Annotated in this window: 18 protein-coding genes; 11 read left to right on the top strand and 7 right to left on the bottom strand. The window is 61.6% G+C overall.

The features are described 5' to 3' along the window. Window positions 1–66 precede the first annotated feature (66 nt). Entirely contained in the window at window positions 67–372 is a 306-nt protein-coding gene (locus HX805_RS14785; RefSeq protein WP_003219672.1) for a putative quinol monooxygenase, read from the top strand. 86 nt (window positions 373–458) lie between these two features. Next, complete coding sequence (locus tag HX805_RS14780; protein ID WP_003219674.1) at window positions 459–713, top strand: hypothetical protein; 255 nt, start codon at window positions 459–461, stop codon at window positions 711–713. A 14-nt stretch (window positions 714–727) separates the two neighbouring features. On the opposite strand, the gene HX805_RS14775 is transcribed toward HX805_RS14780, so the two are convergent. Next, window positions 728–1,528, bottom strand: coding sequence for an SDR family oxidoreductase (locus HX805_RS14775; protein ID WP_087693038.1), 801 nt, complete (start codon window positions 1,526–1,528; stop codon window positions 728–730). Window positions 1,529–1,648: 120 nt separating this feature from the next. Here HX805_RS14775 and HX805_RS14770 point away from each other — a divergent pair, with 120 nt between their 5' ends. Together HX805_RS14770 and HX805_RS14765 are read left to right on the top strand one after the other, a co-directional pair. Further along, on the top strand, window positions 1,649–2,173 hold the full coding sequence (locus tag HX805_RS14770) for a MarR family winged helix-turn-helix transcriptional regulator (RefSeq protein WP_003219677.1): 525 nt from the start codon (window positions 1,649–1,651) through the stop codon (window positions 2,171–2,173). A gap of 74 nt (window positions 2,174–2,247) precedes the next feature. Further along, window positions 2,248–3,576, top strand: coding sequence for an LLM class flavin-dependent oxidoreductase (locus HX805_RS14765; protein ID WP_003219678.1), 1,329 nt, complete (start codon window positions 2,248–2,250; stop codon window positions 3,574–3,576). A 262-nt stretch (window positions 3,577–3,838) separates the two neighbouring features. Here HX805_RS14765 and HX805_RS32610 read toward each other — a convergent pair whose 3' ends face one another. Genes HX805_RS32610 through HX805_RS14750 form a run of 3 tightly spaced genes read right to left on the bottom strand, consistent with a single transcriptional unit; the run spans window position 3,839 to window position 5,222 of the window. Next, entirely contained in the window at window positions 3,839–4,360 is a 522-nt protein-coding gene (locus HX805_RS32610; protein ID WP_043225000.1) for a hypothetical protein, read from the bottom strand. Between the two features lie 60 nt (window positions 4,361–4,420). Beyond that, complete coding sequence (locus HX805_RS14755) at window positions 4,421–5,059, bottom strand: helix-turn-helix domain-containing protein (protein WP_008436005.1); 639 nt, start codon at window positions 5,057–5,059, stop codon at window positions 4,421–4,423. Window positions 5,060–5,063: 4 nt separating this feature from the next. Further along, complete coding sequence (locus HX805_RS14750) at window positions 5,064–5,222, bottom strand: hypothetical protein (protein ID WP_003219684.1); 159 nt, start codon at window positions 5,220–5,222, stop codon at window positions 5,064–5,066. A gap of 216 nt (window positions 5,223–5,438) precedes the next feature. Here HX805_RS14750 and HX805_RS14745 point away from each other — a divergent pair, with 216 nt between their 5' ends. Next, window positions 5,439–7,586, top strand: a complete 2,148-nt coding sequence (locus HX805_RS14745) for a TonB-dependent receptor domain-containing protein (protein ID WP_177116981.1) — start codon at window positions 5,439–5,441, stop codon at window positions 7,584–7,586. Between the two features lie 51 nt (window positions 7,587–7,637). On the opposite strand, the gene HX805_RS14740 is transcribed toward HX805_RS14745, so the two are convergent. Then, window positions 7,638–7,949: a hypothetical protein gene (locus tag HX805_RS14740; RefSeq protein WP_102605590.1), complete on the bottom strand. Its 312-nt coding sequence runs from the start codon at window positions 7,947–7,949 to the stop codon at window positions 7,638–7,640. 174 nt (window positions 7,950–8,123) lie between these two features. On the opposite strand from HX805_RS14740, the gene HX805_RS14735 reads away from it, so the two are divergent. The 4 genes from HX805_RS14735 to HX805_RS14720 all read left to right on the top strand — a co-directional run bounded on the left by HX805_RS14735 (window position 8,124) and on the right by HX805_RS14720 (window position 13,052). Beyond that, window positions 8,124–8,669, top strand: a complete 546-nt coding sequence (locus HX805_RS14735) for a sigma-70 family RNA polymerase sigma factor (RefSeq protein ID WP_003219688.1) — start codon at window positions 8,124–8,126, stop codon at window positions 8,667–8,669. Next, window positions 8,666–9,610 carry a FecR family protein gene (locus HX805_RS14730; RefSeq protein ID WP_008435992.1) on the top strand — a complete coding sequence of 315 codons (945 nt, stop codon included), beginning with the start codon at window positions 8,666–8,668 and terminating at the stop codon, window positions 9,608–9,610. Before HX805_RS14735 ends, HX805_RS14730 begins: the two co-directional genes overlap by 4 nt. Window positions 9,611–9,699: 89 nt before the next feature. Continuing rightward, window positions 9,700–12,189 (top strand): TonB-dependent siderophore receptor, encoded by a 2,490-nt coding sequence (locus HX805_RS14725; protein ID WP_177116980.1) that lies wholly within the window; start codon window positions 9,700–9,702, stop codon window positions 12,187–12,189. A gap of 224 nt (window positions 12,190–12,413) precedes the next feature. Then, complete coding sequence (locus HX805_RS14720) at window positions 12,414–13,052, top strand: hypothetical protein (RefSeq protein ID WP_003219694.1); 639 nt, start codon at window positions 12,414–12,416, stop codon at window positions 13,050–13,052. Window positions 13,053–13,114: 62 nt separating this feature from the next. On the opposite strand, the gene HX805_RS14715 is transcribed toward HX805_RS14720, so the two are convergent. Next, window positions 13,115–13,660: a hypothetical protein gene (locus HX805_RS14715; RefSeq protein WP_003219695.1), complete on the bottom strand. Its 546-nt coding sequence runs from the start codon at window positions 13,658–13,660 to the stop codon at window positions 13,115–13,117. A gap of 213 nt (window positions 13,661–13,873) precedes the next feature. On the opposite strand from HX805_RS14715, the gene HX805_RS14710 reads away from it, so the two are divergent. Continuing rightward, window positions 13,874–14,203: a hypothetical protein gene (locus tag HX805_RS14710; RefSeq protein ID WP_023658946.1), complete on the top strand. Its 330-nt coding sequence runs from the start codon at window positions 13,874–13,876 to the stop codon at window positions 14,201–14,203. Window positions 14,204–14,206: 3 nt separating this feature from the next. Here HX805_RS14710 and HX805_RS14705 read toward each other — a convergent pair whose 3' ends face one another. Further along, window positions 14,207–14,758: a DUF4262 domain-containing protein gene (locus HX805_RS14705; RefSeq protein ID WP_003219697.1), complete on the bottom strand. Its 552-nt coding sequence runs from the start codon at window positions 14,756–14,758 to the stop codon at window positions 14,207–14,209. 172 nt (window positions 14,759–14,930) lie between these two features. On the opposite strand from HX805_RS14705, the gene HX805_RS14700 reads away from it, so the two are divergent. After that, window positions 14,931–15,626, top strand: a complete 696-nt coding sequence (locus HX805_RS14700; RefSeq protein WP_177080944.1) for a fumarylacetoacetate hydrolase family protein — start codon at window positions 14,931–14,933, stop codon at window positions 15,624–15,626. Window positions 15,627–15,630 lie beyond the last annotated feature (4 nt).

The raw sequence follows: 15,630 nt of genomic DNA, 5'->3' as shown, positions 1-15,630 counted from the left end.
ATAGCGCCAGAGAATGGCATCCCTTACTGTGGCGCCTCAATTTCCTTATCGATAACGGTGCTGTTTATGTCCGATGAAGTGCGGCTTGTCGTCATCATCAATACCCAGCCTGGCCGGGGTGCGGACCAGTTGGCGGCCTTTGCCGGGCTCGCTCCGCTGGTCCGGGCCGAAGCCGGTTGCATCCAGTACGACCTGCATCCGGTCGAGGGCAACAGCGACAGTTTTGTGTTGATCGAGACGTGGGCTTCAAAGGCGGCGCTCAAGGATCACCACGCAGCGCCGCACATGCTGGAAGCCGCGAAGCACAACCCGACATTCCGTGCGGGCCCCTCCAACGTATTGGTGCTGGAACCTGCCGTCCAGGCACGTTGACTTCAACCCGGCAGCTCAAGGGGTTATCATTGCCCCTTCATTTTTTGCTGCCCGGAAAGATTTCGATGTTGTTTACAAGGACTGTCATGGCGAGCGCACTGCTCGCCGTTCTGGCCACCCAGGCCCACGCGTCCAGCCTGGACCTGACCTACGAGGCACCTGTCCTCAGCGCTGTACCGCTCACGCCGCAGGCTGAGCCCAAGCCGCGCTTTCCGGTCAAAAGCCTTGCGCCGGTGACCGTGGAAAACAGCTGCACCGGCCGCGAGTGCACCTACGAAGGCGACATCAGCCTGCCCCGTGAGGAGCAGACTGTGCGGCGCATTTCCATCGGTATTCAATAAAGCCGGCTGGCGCCTCAGACAATCCCATACCGGGGCGCCGGCTTGCCTGTTTGCGTGGCCGCAAACAACGCACCACGCGCCGCATCATAGGTCTCCCACAACGAACCATCGGCCACCGACGGCCAGGTGATCGTCTCACCCTGATCCAGCCCGGCCAGTGCCGCGTCCACCAGGTTTTCGGTGGTCATGACCGACTCCTGTTCCAGGGCGGAAAGCGGAATGCCCGACGCGTCCCAGATCTCGGTAGCGGTGGCTGCCGGCAACACGATCTGCACCTTCACCCCGGTTTCCGCCAGTTCCGATTGCAAGCCACGGCTGAATGCCAGGACATAGCTCTTGGTGCCGCTGTACACCGAGCTGACCGGCAGCGAGTGCACGCCCAACACCGATGCCACGTTGATGATCAAACCTTCATTGCGCACCAGCATGCCCGGCAGCGCCGCGTGGGTCAGGCGGGTGAGGGCGGTGATGTTCAGGGCGATCTGGGTCGTGGAATCCTCGACCGAGGATTGAGCCAGCGGATGCAGGCGGGCCAGGCCGGCGTTATTCACCAGCACCTGGATCGCCGGGTTGCCGGCGAGCAGGCTTTCAACACGGGCCAGGTCCGCGGGGTTTACCAGGTCGGCGCCGATGGTCTGGACCTCGCGCCCGTAGGCTTGAGTGATCTTCGCCGCCAGGGCTTCGAGGCGGTCTTCACGACGGGCGACCAGGATCAAGTCGTAGCCACGGGCTGCCAATCGGTCGGCATACACGGCGCCAATACCTGAAGAAGCACCCGTGATCAGGGCAATTTTTGTGGAAGCAGGGATCGACATGAACGGCTCCAATAGATGAGTACTCAACCAATATTGTTGAGGGCTCAAGTTATAGGCTTGGCGTTTGTCCTTGTCAATGGTTTAGTACTCAATCATTCTACCGGCATGGAGGATCTGAAAATGCCAACACACAAGACTGACAAGCCTGATGCCCGTGCCGACCTTTTGAGCCTGCTGGGGGACGTGGCGTGCACCAACAACGCACTGCGCCGTGCCGCCCGGCGGCTGGGCCAACTGTATGACGAAGCGCTGGCGCCGATTGGCCTGAAGGCTACGCAGGTCGGCTTGCTGGGTGAAATCGCCCGGTGGGCGGCGGTGGATGAGCAGGCAGGGCCGACGTTGCAGGAGCTGGCCGGACGCCTGGCGATCCTGATGTCGGCGCTGACCCATGCGATGAAGCCGCTGGTGCGCGACGGGATTGTCGAGCTGCGCCCGGATGCCCTGGACAAGCGCACCAAACGCTGCGTGCTCACGCCCAAGGGCGAAGCGCTGTTCAGTGAGGCGCTGGTGTATTGGGCGGCGGCCAATAACCGGGTAGAGGAGGTGCTGGGGCATGATTCGGCCGCGCAGCTGCGGGGCATGGCAGACCATGTCGCCTCCGAAGAATTTCTGGCGGACTACAACAGCCGATCCGCGCAGGCATAAGTCAGATCCTTTGGTTATTAGACAGACGCCGTTCGCCCATCCGATGCTGGGCCCCTCTCGATCAGGGGCTTTCCATGACCACTCAACGCCAACTGAAGCTGGGCGCGTTCATGCGTCCGGTCAGCATCCACACCGGCGCCTGGCGCTATCCCGGCGCTTACCGTGACGCCAACTTCAACTTCACGCACCTCAAGCAGTTTGCCCAAACCCTGGAGAAAGCGCGTTTCGATGCGTTCTTCATGGCCGACCACCTCGCCCTGCTCAACATGCCTATCGACGCGTTGAAGCGCAGCCACACCGCCACCTCCTTCGAACCGTTCACCTTATTGTCGGCCCTGAGCCAGGCCACCGAGCACATCGGCCTGGTAGCCACGGCCTCGACCACCTACGACGAACCGTTCCACATTGCCCGGCGCTTTGCGTCCCTGGATCATTTGAGCAACGGCCGCGCCGGCTGGAATATCGTCACCACTGCCAACCCGGATGCGGCGCAGAATTTCGGTCTGGAGCAGGCCTATGCCCACGACGAGCGCTACGCCCGTGCGCGGGAGTTCTACGATGTGGTCACCGGGCTCTGGGACAGTTGGGCCGATGATGCCTTCATCCGCGATGCCGACAGCGGTGTGTACTTCGACCCCGACAAGCTGCACACCCTCAATCACCAGGGCCGCTACCTCAATGTGCGCGGCCCGCTGCACATTGCCCGCCCGGTGCAGGGCTGGCCGGTGATCGTGCAGGCCGGCGCCTCGGAGCCCGGCCGGCAATTGGCGGCAGAAACCGCCGAGGTGATCTTCGTGGCGCCCGGCACGCTCGAGGAAGGGCGTAAATTCTATGCCGATATCAAGCGCCGGATGCTGGCGGTGGGGCGGCATCCCGACCATCTGAAGATCTTGCCCGGGGCGTTTGTGGTGGTCGGCGATACGCTGGAAGATGCGCGGCGGATTCGTGCGCATCTCGACAGCCTGGTGCATTACGAAAGTGCGATTGCCTCGCTGTCGATCGCGCTGGGTACCGACGCGACGAAGTTTGATCCCGACCAATACCTCCCGGCGATTCCCCAAACCAACGCCAGCCAGAGCTCCCGCGAACGGGTACTGGCGCTGGCTGATCGCGAACAGTTGACGGTGCGCCAATTGGCCCAGCGTCTTGGCGGTTATGCAGGTCTCTCGTTTGTCGGCACCGCCCACAGTATTGCCGATGAGATGCAGCAGTGGCTGGAAGAAGAGGGCAGCGATGGCTTCAACATCATGTTCCCGTGGCTGCCGGGCGGGCTCGATGACTTTGTGGCCAGGGTGGTGCCCGAGTTGCAGGGGCGCGGGATCTTCCGGCGCGAGTACGAAGGCTCTACCCTGCGGGAAAACCTCGGACTGCCGCGTCCGGCGAACCGCTTCTTCGCCGAATGAGCGGGTATTTCTACCGTGGTTAGATCGTTTATTTCCTTCTGATTGGGGGCCATTCCCCAATCGCATATCCATCGCGCCGGTTTGGCCCTGATAGCGGAGCCGGCCGGCGTGATCACGCCAAAGCATCTGTCATCGCGGAATTATCCGCTGCCGCGCCCCGGGAAATCCCCATGCAGCGTCTATTCCTGCTGCTGGGCCAGCGTCTTGCGCCGTTGTGCGGCCTCTCTAGAATCGGCCCCAGAACTTACTCATTTCCTGTCGATTACGGAGTTTCGAAGATGATGAACGCCATGCAGATGCCAATGAACAACGCGATGCCGATGATGCCGATGATGGGCATGCCGATGATGATGGCAACCATGACCTGCAAGATGACCGAAGAGGCCATGATGTGCACCATGAAGCCGGCCGCGGGCATGGACATGGCGATGTTCAAGAATAACGCCGAAATGATGGCGATGATGATGAACTGCGGCATGCCGATGATGATGCAGTGCGCCAACATGTCGATGATGTGCATGTCTGAAGACGGCATGGCGATGATGAACAGCATGTCGACCATGAACATGCCGATGATGATGCCGATGGGCATGCCTATGCCGATGATGAAGTGCGTCATGGAATGCAAGATGGAAGCCGACTGCATGACCTGCAAGATGATGCCGATGCCTGGCATGAGCATGGACATGATGAACAACTGCTGCATGCTGATGATGAAGATGATGAACGACTGCGCCATGCCGATGATGATGAGCTGCAACGGCATGCCGATGATGTGCTGCACCTGCTGATTGGTTTGGCGTGAAATCAAAAAGCCCCGGCGTGTGCCGGGGCTTTTTGCGTTTCAGTCCAGGCGTTCCGGGTAGGTGATCACCAGGAACGCCACCGCCTCACTGTCTGCGGGGTTGCGGTAGCGGTGGGGCTGGTCGGCGTAGAACAGGATCGAATCACCGGTGGACAGCAGGTAGCGTTCCTCGTTGACGCTGACTTCCAGCACGCCCTGGGCCACCACCAGGTTTTCCTGGATGCCGGGCCCGTGACCTTCTGAAATCTCCTCGCCGAGGGCCTTCAGGCGTATCTCGTAGAACTCCGACTGGCGCGCCATATCGTAGGGAAACAGCGCCCGGCTGATGAAGCTGCCATCGGCACTCACCAGGCGTTTGCTTTGTTGCGCCGGCAGCAGCTCAACCCCTTCGAACGCTCGATTTTCCAGGAACGCCGCCACCGACACTTTCAAGCCTTTGGCGATCTTGCACAGCACCTTGATCGACGGCACGCTGCGCCCGGACTCGATCTGCGCAAGCATCGCCCGGCTTACGCCGCAGTTGCGCGCCAGGGCATCCAGCGACAGGTAGCGTTTACTGCGCAGGCGCTGCAGGTTCTGCGCGACGCACTGGCCGATGGCGTCATCGTCGCCGCTGTTACAGTCCTTGGGTTTGGTGGGGAGGTCGGGCACTTCGGGTATCGCGTGCAGGAAATTCATCGCCTCACGCCCGGCGGGTATCGCTGGACGTGGTGACGTGTGCGGTAAACAGCGCGACCCCGGCCCGTGCCGCATACATCGCCCACATCAGTTCAGCCGCTGCGCGAGCCTGGCGGCGTTTGCGGTGGAGGGTGAAATCGATGACGGTGGCGGATGTTTGCATGACGTAAATCTCTGGGGACTCAATGGCTCTACAGTAATCGGTGCCGCTTATTTCCATAAATACTGAGTTTGCATTTGGTAATTCTATTTTGGACTTAACACCAATGGGGGCCTGTGCGTTCATCAATGGTGACCCGCCGCGCTTCACGGGCTTCCCACCACAGACCTTGTGCCGGACCGAGCCCGTCGCAAAAACGAATTCCAAGGATTTACCCCCATGCCCCCCGCGTTTCCGTTCACCTCCCGAAAAGCCTGGCCCTTGCTGGGCTTTGGCGCCGCCCTGAGCTTCAGCCCGGTTTCCCAGGCTGACGACACATTGCAACTGGCACCCGTCGAAGTCAGCAGCGCCGAACTCAGCGCCGACGAACTGGCCGAGGTCCAGCTCAAGAGCGTGCCCGGCGCTACCAACTACATCGACATGGGCAGCGTCGATCAGGGGCGGGTGAGCACCAACGAGGACGTATTCAAGTACCAGGCCGGTGTTTATGCCAAGGCGGCAAACAACGAAGGGGTGAAGCTTTCGATCCGTGGCTCGGGTATCAACCGGGGCCCAGGCGCCCACGCTTCCGGCCTGTATGAAACCTTCGACGGCCTGCCACTGACCGGCCCGGGTGGCACGCCCTACGAACTCAAGGACCCGTTGTGGCTCAGCCGCGTTGAAGTGCTGCGTGGCGCCAACGGTTTTGACCAGGGCGCATTGGCCCTGGGTGGGGCAGTCAATTACGTGACCCACACCGGCTACGACGCGCCCAGGCTGCAAGTACGCTACGAAGCCGGCAGCCATGGCTACGGCCAGCGGGAGATCAGTTCGGGCCAGGTGCTGGGGGATGCCGACTACTACATCAGCCTCACCGACTCGCAATACGACGGTTTCCAGGACCACAGCGCCGGCAGCGGCAAGGGCATCGCGGCCAACTTCGGCTACCGCTTCAACCCCGACCTGGAAACCCGCTTCTACTTTCGCTACCGCGAAACTGACAACGATTCCCCCGGCAAACTGACCCGCGACCAGATCAGCCACGACCCGCGCGCCGCCGCCAGCCTCAACGTGGCGCGAGACTCGAAACGCACGCAACCGGGCTCGACCTGGATCGCCAACAAAACCACCCTGCACCTGGACGACAACGCCCGGGTCGAGGTCGGGCTGGCGTATCACGATTATCCGATGGACCTGCGCGAGGGCACCAATCGTCTCAAGGTTGCCTACACCGACGTCAGCGGCACCCTGAATTACATCCGCCAGGACACATTGTTCGGGCGTGACAGCAAGACCACCCTCGGCCTGCGCACCACCCAGGCGATGCCGAACAACGGCGGCTCGGAGTTCGTGCGGATCCCCACCGGCAATACGGCGGGCTACGCGCCCGGCACCAGGACCCGCGACTACAGCTACCTGGGTTCGGACAGCGTGCTGCATATCGGCAATGACCTGGAACTGCTGTCGGACCTGTGGCTGACCACCGGGCTGGCGGCGATCTACACCCGTCGTGAAACCGAAGTCAGCTACCCGCAGACCCACACACCCGTCAGCCAGCACGATTGGGATTACGCACCAAGGGTTGGCCTGCGCTACGACTTCAGCCCCCAATTGCAGGTGTACGGCAACCTGAGTCGCTCGGTGGAACCGCCCCATGCGTGGTCGATGATCTGGGGCTCCAACAAGTACTTCCCCGTGGGCAGCGGCCCGGCCAGCGGTTTGCAGCGTGAAGGGGTGAAGCTGAAAAACCAGACCGCCACCACCCTGGAAGTCGGCGGTCGCGGTGAAGCGTGGTTCGGTCAGTGGGACCTGGCGCTGTACCGCTCCGAGGTGCGCCACGAACTGCTCAGCGTCGAAACCCAGGCCGCGACGTCCACCACGTCCGCAATAATCGCCGAATCCAACGCCAGCCCAACCGTGCACCAAGGCCTGGAGCTGAGCCTGATCAGCCCGCTGTGGGACGGTGGCCGCACGGGCCAGCTCGCCCTGCGCCAGGCCTACACCTACAGCGACTTCCACTACCGCAACGACGACCGCTTCGGCGACAACACCTTGCCCGGCATCCCCAGGCACTACTACCAGGCGCAATTGCGCTACAGCCACCCGAGCGGTTTCTACACCAGCCTCAATGGCGAACATTCATCGCGGGTCGCGGTGGACTACGCCAACTCCTACTACGCGGCGGCCTACACACTGCTCGGCGCGACGCTCGGGTACGACGCGCCGAAGCACGACTGGCAAGCCTGGGTCGACCTGCGCAACCTGACCAACCGGCGTTACGCGAACACGGTCACGCCGGGTTATGACGACAAGGGGCTGGACGTGGCGCGGTCGACGCCGGGGGATGGCATGGGGGTTTACACCGGGGTTTCCTGGAACTGGCGTTAATCCGTAAAGTGTTTGATGTTGGCAGTGGGTGATTGCGGGCAAAGCGTACGTTCAGCGAACGAAGGCTGCATGCACCAGGCGCTGCAGCTGCGTTCGCTCCCACAGGCTCATCAGATCGAGCGGATTGGTGCCGTAACGTTGCCAGGTGTCCAGTGAACCTTGCCTGTTATCCGGTGCAATACAGCGCAGGCAGCACTCCAGAGCCGTCCCGCAGGTTGACAGCGTGACCTGCCAGCCGTCGATGTCGACAACCATTTGCTCGTCGCTGGAGCTGACGGGTTTCAGCGTTCGAACCTCTAATGCCACGTCCTTGAGCAGTTGATAGGCCTCGCGGGTGGAGACCGTGTTGGCGAAGGTTGTCATGCGTGATGTCCTTGTATGAGTCGCAGAAGTGTCGCGTGCGCACTGGTCGCTTTCAAGGTGGGCACAGCAAGTCGCAGATTCGTTGCAAGCCATCACTCCATCCTTGCTCCCCCTTCGTTTTACTGTCATCGTTCGCGCAATTGGTAATCTTTCTTGTTTGAGAAATTTTTGCGCATGCATGACTTTCCTGTAGCTGATGGTGATATAGCCCGTCGCCAGCAGACCATCACCACCCTCTACAGCGACCATCATTCCTGGTTGCACGGTTGGCTGCGCAAGAAACTCGGCTGCTCGCAACATGCCGCCGACCTGGCCCACGACGCGTTTATCCGCATCCTGCTGCTGGCCGACCCCCATACCATCAAGGAACCCCGCGCCTTCCTGGCCACCACGGCGGGGCGCTTGATGATCGATGGCGCGCGTCGGCGGCGCATCGAAAAGGCCTACATGGAAGCCCTGGCGATCCAGAGCGAAGATGCCGGCATGCCGGACCCGGCGGCGATTCATGTGGCACTGCAGGCCCTGGAACGCATTGCCGAAATGCTCATCGGCCTGCCCGCCAAGGCCCGCGAGGCATTCCTGCTCAGTCGCCTCGACGGGCTGACCTACAGCGAAATCGCCGAACAACTGCAGGTGTCTTCCAGCACCGTGAAGAACTACATCTCCAGTGCGTTGGTGCATTGCTATCACACCCTGCACGGGGCGGACCCGCTGTCGTGAGTTCCGAGCAGATCATCAGTGAAGCCGCCCGCTGGCTGACGTTGTTGCACGACGACCACGTGACCGAGGCCGACCGCGCGGCCTTCGAGAAATGGTGCCAGGCCGATCCACGGCATGCCGTCGCCATCGAGCGCATGCGCAGCCTGTGGGGCAGCCTCGACGAGTTGCCCGCTGCCCCGGCGCGCATGGCCCTGAACCGTGCATTTGCCCCACAGAAAACAAGGTTCGCCGCCCGTAGCACCCAGGCCGTCGCGCTGTTGGGTGTGTTGCTGTGCGGCTGGGCCGGGATTGAGCGCCTGCCGGTGTGGATGGCCGACCAACGCACCAGCGTGGGCGAACGGCGCCAGGTGGCACTGACCGACGGCAGCCAGGTGCAGCTCAACAGCAACTCGGCACTGGACGTGAAGTTTGACGGCCACCAACGGGTGATCGAACTGTTGCAGGGCGAGATGTGGGTCGAGGTGGCCAAGGACGCGCAACGGCCGTTCGTGGTGCACACCGACCAGGGCACGGCCACGGCGTTGGGCACGCGGTTCCTGGTGCGCAAGGCCGAGGATGGCGCGACCGTGGTCACCGTGATCGAGTCCACCGTGGCCGTCAAAGGCACCGTTGCGGGCGACGTGAAAGTGCCGGCGGGGCAGAAGTCCACGCTCCAGGACGGCCGTGCCGGCACCCCACAACCCATCGGCAACGCCGACCCGGACGCCTGGACCCGTGGTTTGCTCAAGGTCGACGACCAACCCCTGAGCGAGGTCCTGCAAACCCTCGCCGGTTACCGCCATGGGCTGGTGCGCTTTGATCCGCAGGCGCTGCAAGGGATGCGCGTGTCCGGGGTATTCAAGCTCGACGACACCGGCGCGGCCCTGGCGTCACTGGCGGATAACCTGCCGATCAAGGTCGAGTACTTCACCGATTTGGTGGTGGTGATCAAGCCGCTGTAAAAAGTCTGAATAAAAACTGCTCTCATTCATACCCGATTTTCCGACATGGCCGTCATGACTAATAGAACCCCCATTTCCCAGGACTTCTCATGTCGCGCCTTGCTCGTCCTTTACAGCCATTGACCCTTTCAGTGGCGATGGCGTTTGCCGCCGTACCCCTGCTGACCGTTCAAGCGTCCTACGCGGCTGAAAGCGCTGCGTTCTCCATTCCCGCCGGTGACCTGAGCCAGGCCCTCAACAGCCTCGCCGAACAGGCGGGCCTGGTATTGGCCTTTGATTCGAGCCTGACCCGTGGCAAACACAGCAATGGCCTGAACGGGCAATACAATACCGACGCCGCCCTGGCCCAAGTGTTGGCCGGCAGCGGCCTGCAAGCCCTGAAGATCGCCGACGACCGCTACCGTCTCGAAGCCATCCCGCACACCGATGGCGCCATGGAGTTGCAGGCCACCACCATCAGCGGCGCGTACCAGTCGGAAAGCCCCACCGGCCCGGTGTCTGGCTACGTGGCCACCCGCAGCCTGTCGGGCACCAAGACCGACACCGCACTGATCGAAACCCCGCAGTCGATCTCAGTGGTCACCAAAGACCAGATGCGCGCGCAGAACGCCGAGAGCCTCAACCAGATCCTGCGCTACAGCGCTGCCGTGATCCCGGAAACCCGTGGCTCCACCGCCTCGCGCCTCGACCAGTTGACCATCCGTGGCTTTGCCCCGGCGACCTACCTCGACGGCCTGCGCATGCCGTCGAGCCGGGATGCCTTGCCGCAAAAAGACGCCTTCGACCTGGAGCGCGTCGAAGTGCTGCGCGGGCCGGCGTCGGTGCTGTACGGGCAGGGCACCCCCAGCGGGGTGATCAACATGGTCAGCAAACGCCCGCTGGACACACCGTTCCATGAAGTCGGCGTCGAGTACGGGACCTTCAACAAGAAGCGCACGACCTTTGACTTGAGTGGCCCGCTGGACGATCAAGGCGTGTATTCCTACCGCGTTGCCGGCCTGTTCGACGATGCCGACGGGCAGATCGAGCACACCGAAACCCGTCGCCAGTCCCTGTCCAGCGCCTTCACCTGGCGACCGGACGAGAATACCTCGCTGACCTTGCTCGGGCACTTCCAGAAGGACCCCAAGGGCGCGTCCTACGGCTCGATGCCAGCCTGGGGCTCGGTGCTGCACAGCCCGACGGGGCGCAAGATCGACGTGGATTTCTACGACGGCGAGAAAAACTTCGAGAAGAGCGACCGCGAGTATTACTCCATCGGCTACGCCTTCGAACATCACTTCAACGATGTCTGGACCTTGCGCCAGAATGCGCGCTACCTGCGCAGCGAAGGGCAATACCGCAGCCTCTACAGCAACTACCTGGAGAGCGATTACCGCACCATCCGCCGCTCGACCATCGCCAGCGACGTGAACATCGACGCCTATGCCCTCGACAACCAGTTGCAGGCCAAATTCGACACCGGGCCGTTGCAGCACACCGTGCTGATGGGCGCCGACTACCAGAACACCAGCACCGACACCAAGTCGGGCAGCGGCGTGTACACGGCAGGGCCTACGCTGGATATTTTCGACCCGGTCTACGGCGCGGCCGTGCCGGTGCCGGCGTACACCAGCGACGCCACCTCGCGCAGCGAGCAAACGGGGGTGTACCTGCAAGAGCAGATGAAGTGGGACAAATGGGTGCTGTTGATGGGCGGGCGTTATGACTGGGCCAGCACCGACAACAGTACCCTGGCGATGACCACCCAGAAAAAGACCAAGTCGTCCCAGGACAGCAAGGCCTTCACCGGCCGCCTGGGCCTGGTCTACCTGTTCGATAACGGCCTGGCGCCGTATGTCAGCTACTCGGAATCCTTCCAGCCGCAATCCGGCACGGGCTACGGCGGTTCGACGTTCCAGCCGACCGAGGGCAAGCAGACGGAAATCGGCATCAAGTACCAGCCGCCGGGCAGCAACAGCTTCATCACGGCTGCCATTTTCGACCTGCGCCAGACCAACGTACCGACGCTGGACCCGGACGCTTCCCACCTGTGCAACGGCTCGCGCTGCCAGATTCAGGACGGTGAAGTGCAATCCCGCGGGTTTGAACTGGAAGGCAAGGCCAGCCTGAACGACAACCTGGATATCACTGCGGCCTATGCCTACCTGGATAACCGCATCAGCAAATCCAACAACACCGTGCGTTATGCGCCCATCAGCGACATCGGTGTCGGCCCGGCCATTGCGGCCGAAGGCACCACCACCTACGCGGTGCCGCGTCATACCGCGTCGGCCTGGGCGGATTACACCCTGCACGACGGCACGCTGAAGGGCTTCGGCGTGGGGGCCGGTGCGCGCTATGTCGGTTCTTCCTGGGGCGATACCGCCAACACCCTGAAGGTGCCGGGCTACACCTTGTTCGATGCAGCGGTGCACTACGACATCCCGCACATCAATCGTCAGGGTGACAACCTGCGCCTGGCAGTGAACGCCACCAACCTGGCGAATAAAGAGTACGTCGCGTCCTGCTATTCCTACTCGTGGTGCTGGTATGGCTCACAGCGTACCGTGCAGGCCAGTGCGACCTATCAGTGGTAAACACCCATTTACTGTAGGAGCGAGCTTGCTCGCGAAGAACCTGAGAGCAGCGCGCTAAGCCAGACACGCTGCGTTATCGTTAACGATTTTCGCGAGCAAGCTCGCTCCTACAGTGATCGTCAGTATTTTATGGGAGGTGGCCTTTTAACATCGCCGCCCACTCTTTATCATCCGCCCCCAGCAACTCCGGCCATGGAGACGCTCCATTCACTAAGGAAGTCGTAATGCACATTGGAAAAATGCTGGGGTTGGCCCTGATCACGTTGTCGATGGGCGGCTGCGCCAGCTTCACGAAAGACGAAGTGGCACCCGTCACGCTGCCATCGAAGGCCAGCTACGCCAACAAACCGAACGTCTACGTAGACTTCAAGTTCTACCAGGGCGAGCCGACAAATGCCGCCGCGGCCGAAGTCCCACAAGCGCGTGAGATGCTCAAGCCACAGCTGCAGAAAGTCCTGACTGACTCCGGCCTGTTTGGTCGCGTGACCCTGGATGAGTTCCAGAAGCAGCCAGGCGATTACAGCCTGCGCCTGAAGGTCTACAACCATCCACCGGGTGGCGGCCAACTGGTACTGGCCTTTATCAGCGGCTTTACCTTCACCATCATTCCGGCGCTGGGGACTGATCAGTACACCATGAAGCTGGAATCGGTGGACGCACAAGGCCAGGCACTGAGCACCGGCTCCAACCACGACTCGATCAATACCTGGATGGGCATCTGGTTCATCCCGTTGATGGCCAATACGCCGAAAGACGCGGTGACCGATACCTTCACCCGCCAGGTCAATGCCCTGCTCAAGCAAATGGTCGACGGTAATAACCTGAAGTATTCGGCGCTGGATGCCGGCGTGCCACGGGCGTGACACGTAACTGAACGTTTGAAACAGCTGCGAGGGCAGGGTGGCCGATCCTCGCAGCCCAGGCCTTACTTAAGCGCCTTGATGAACAACGGGTCGCTGTACAGCGACTTGAGCAAATCCCGCACCATCGGGTTGTAGGCGTTGGCGGCATTCGGGATCGCAATGAACCCGAAGAACGAACTGGGCCAGGTGTGATTCACTTCCTTGGTCGCGTCGTACACCACGTCATTGCCCTTGAGCAGGGTAAACCGCGCGGCCAGGGTGCCGTTGCCGGAGCCCATGCCTGCCGACAGCGAATTCTTCACCACCAGCACTTGCAGATGACGTTCTGCTTGCGGGTTCAGCAGGCCTGCCAGTTGCAGTTCCTGGGTGATTGCAGCCTGGATATGCGCCGGGATGCTGCCACTGGGCGAGCGGATCGGGTTGGCACGTACAGACAACGAGCCTTCGCCCGACGCGGCCGTCACCTGGGCATTGCTGACGGGTTGCAGCGGCGCTGCCTGCTTGAGGACCTGGACGTTATCGAAGTTCGGCTCGTATTGCGTCATGGTGACGCCGCAGCCTTGCAACAGCAGCGCGAGCAATGGGGTCAACAGTAGAAGCTTTTTCACGGCGTTTCCTTGCGTGAGTGTGGGAGAGCGCCGCGATTATCGTCAGGCAATGGGCCATCGGCAACCAATAGTGGCAAAATGCCTGAATGGCAACGCTGTTACTCGGTTCGGTTTCAGGTCGGAAAATTCACCGATAAGGCAATTTGCTGGCCCCTTTGTAACAAAATCCTCGCCAAAATCACTTTTATTTTCAGGTGGTTAGGCGGGATGCAAATGCGCAATGTTGGAATCATGCTGATCGCCTGTTCCCTGGCGGGTGGGGCGGTTTCGGTTGAGGCACGGGAGCTGCGGGACAACGACAAGTACATGTGCAGTTGGGGGGCTGGCACCGCCGCCCGGGCCCAGGAATTGAAGCTGTCGGGCGTCTCGCTGTACGCCGCGCGGCAGAAGCTGAAGACCTACCAGTTCAAGAAACCCTGGATGCACATGATGGCCATGGGCATCACCGAACAGACCTACGACAGCCGTTCGCGGGTCAAGCCCGAGGTGATTCGCCAGAGTTTTTATCAGGACTGTTTGCGCTACAAGCTGGCGCGTAAATAACCCTTATTTATCCAGCAGCAATTGGAGCCTTGAGAACGACTGGTCGTAGTTGGGCTCCCACGGAAAGCGCCCTTGTTTGTCCGGCCAGACCATTTGCAACGCAGGGAAATCAGCTTTGATCGAGGCGTAGAACCAGCCGGCATAACCGAGGTACTCGCGGTAGTGCCTGCGGTCTACAGGAATGAAGGCGATGCGCATGCCTTCGGCAATATCGTCATAGGGCTTGTAGGTTTCATAGGCGGCTTTTGCACCGGCAAAGCGGATCGCGGCGATGTTCAGCAACTGCTGGGCAATCTGCGGGGGCAGCCCGAATACGATGATTTCCGGTTGGCCGAAGTTGGCGTAGAACCCCAGGGAGTAGGCGAACGAAGGCTCACCGTCTTCAGCCCGCACATGCACATGGTGCCAGCCGATCTTCTTGATATCCGCCAACACCTTCTCGTCATATTCCGAATCTGCCTTGGGCAACTGGAATCCCGGAAGCGGGGCCTTGGCTGAAGTGTTCATCGAGAACAATGAGGCGGCGAAGAGGGCGACGGCGCGAATGATGTTCATCAGAGTCCTTTCTGCGGGATCAGGGGTTGAAAGCGCGATGAGGCTAGCAGTGTTGGGTTCGCTCGGCAAAGTGACCGATGCACCGCCCAGTACAAAATCTGCGTAAGCCTGTCCAACTTCGCCCCGGAGCCCGTCCGCATACTGGCCCCAGGTAATCGAAGAGGCACATGCCATGACCCGCTACGTCATCACCCCCAACGAAACCCCGTCCCTTGCCATCCTCGGCGACGACGCCCGCTTCCCGCTGCGCCGGGTGTTCTGTGTCGGGCGCAACTACAGCGAACATGCCCGCGAAATGGGCCACGACCCCGACCGCGAGCCGCCGTTCTTTTTCATGAAACCGGCGGATGCCGTGGTGCCTGCCGAGGGCGTGATCGCCTATCCGCCATTGACCGCCGACCTGCACCATGAAGTCGAGTTGGTGGTGGCCATCGGCAAGGGCGGCGTGGACATCGCCCCGGAAGATGCGTTTGCGCATATCTGGGGTTACGGTTTGGGCATCGACCTGACCCGCCGCGACCTCCAGGCCCAGGCGAAAAAGCTGTCGCGGCCGTGGGAATGGGCCAAGGCCTTCGATGAATCGGCACCCTGCACCCCGTTGCAGCCGGTGAGTGCCGTCGGCCATCCGGTCAGCGGGCGTATCTGGCTCAAGGTCAATGGCGAGCAACGCCAAGTGGGCGATCTGGCAGACCAGATCTGGTCGGTCAGCGAGGTGATCAGCCACGCGTCCAAATCGGTGGCATTGAAGGCCGGCGACCTGATCTTCACCGGCACCCCGGCGGGCGTCGGCGCCTTGCAACCGGGCGATGTGGTGACCGCCGGGATCGACGGCCTGGCGGAGCTGAGCTTCACCCTCGGCCAGGGTTGACGCT

It is taken from the genome of Pseudomonas sp. G5001 (assembly GCF_013385475.1).
GTDB lineage: Bacteria > Pseudomonadota > Gammaproteobacteria > Pseudomonadales > Pseudomonadaceae > Aquipseudomonas.
Note: the sequence above shows the minus strand (reverse complement) of the source record. Positions and strands in the feature narration are given on the sequence as shown.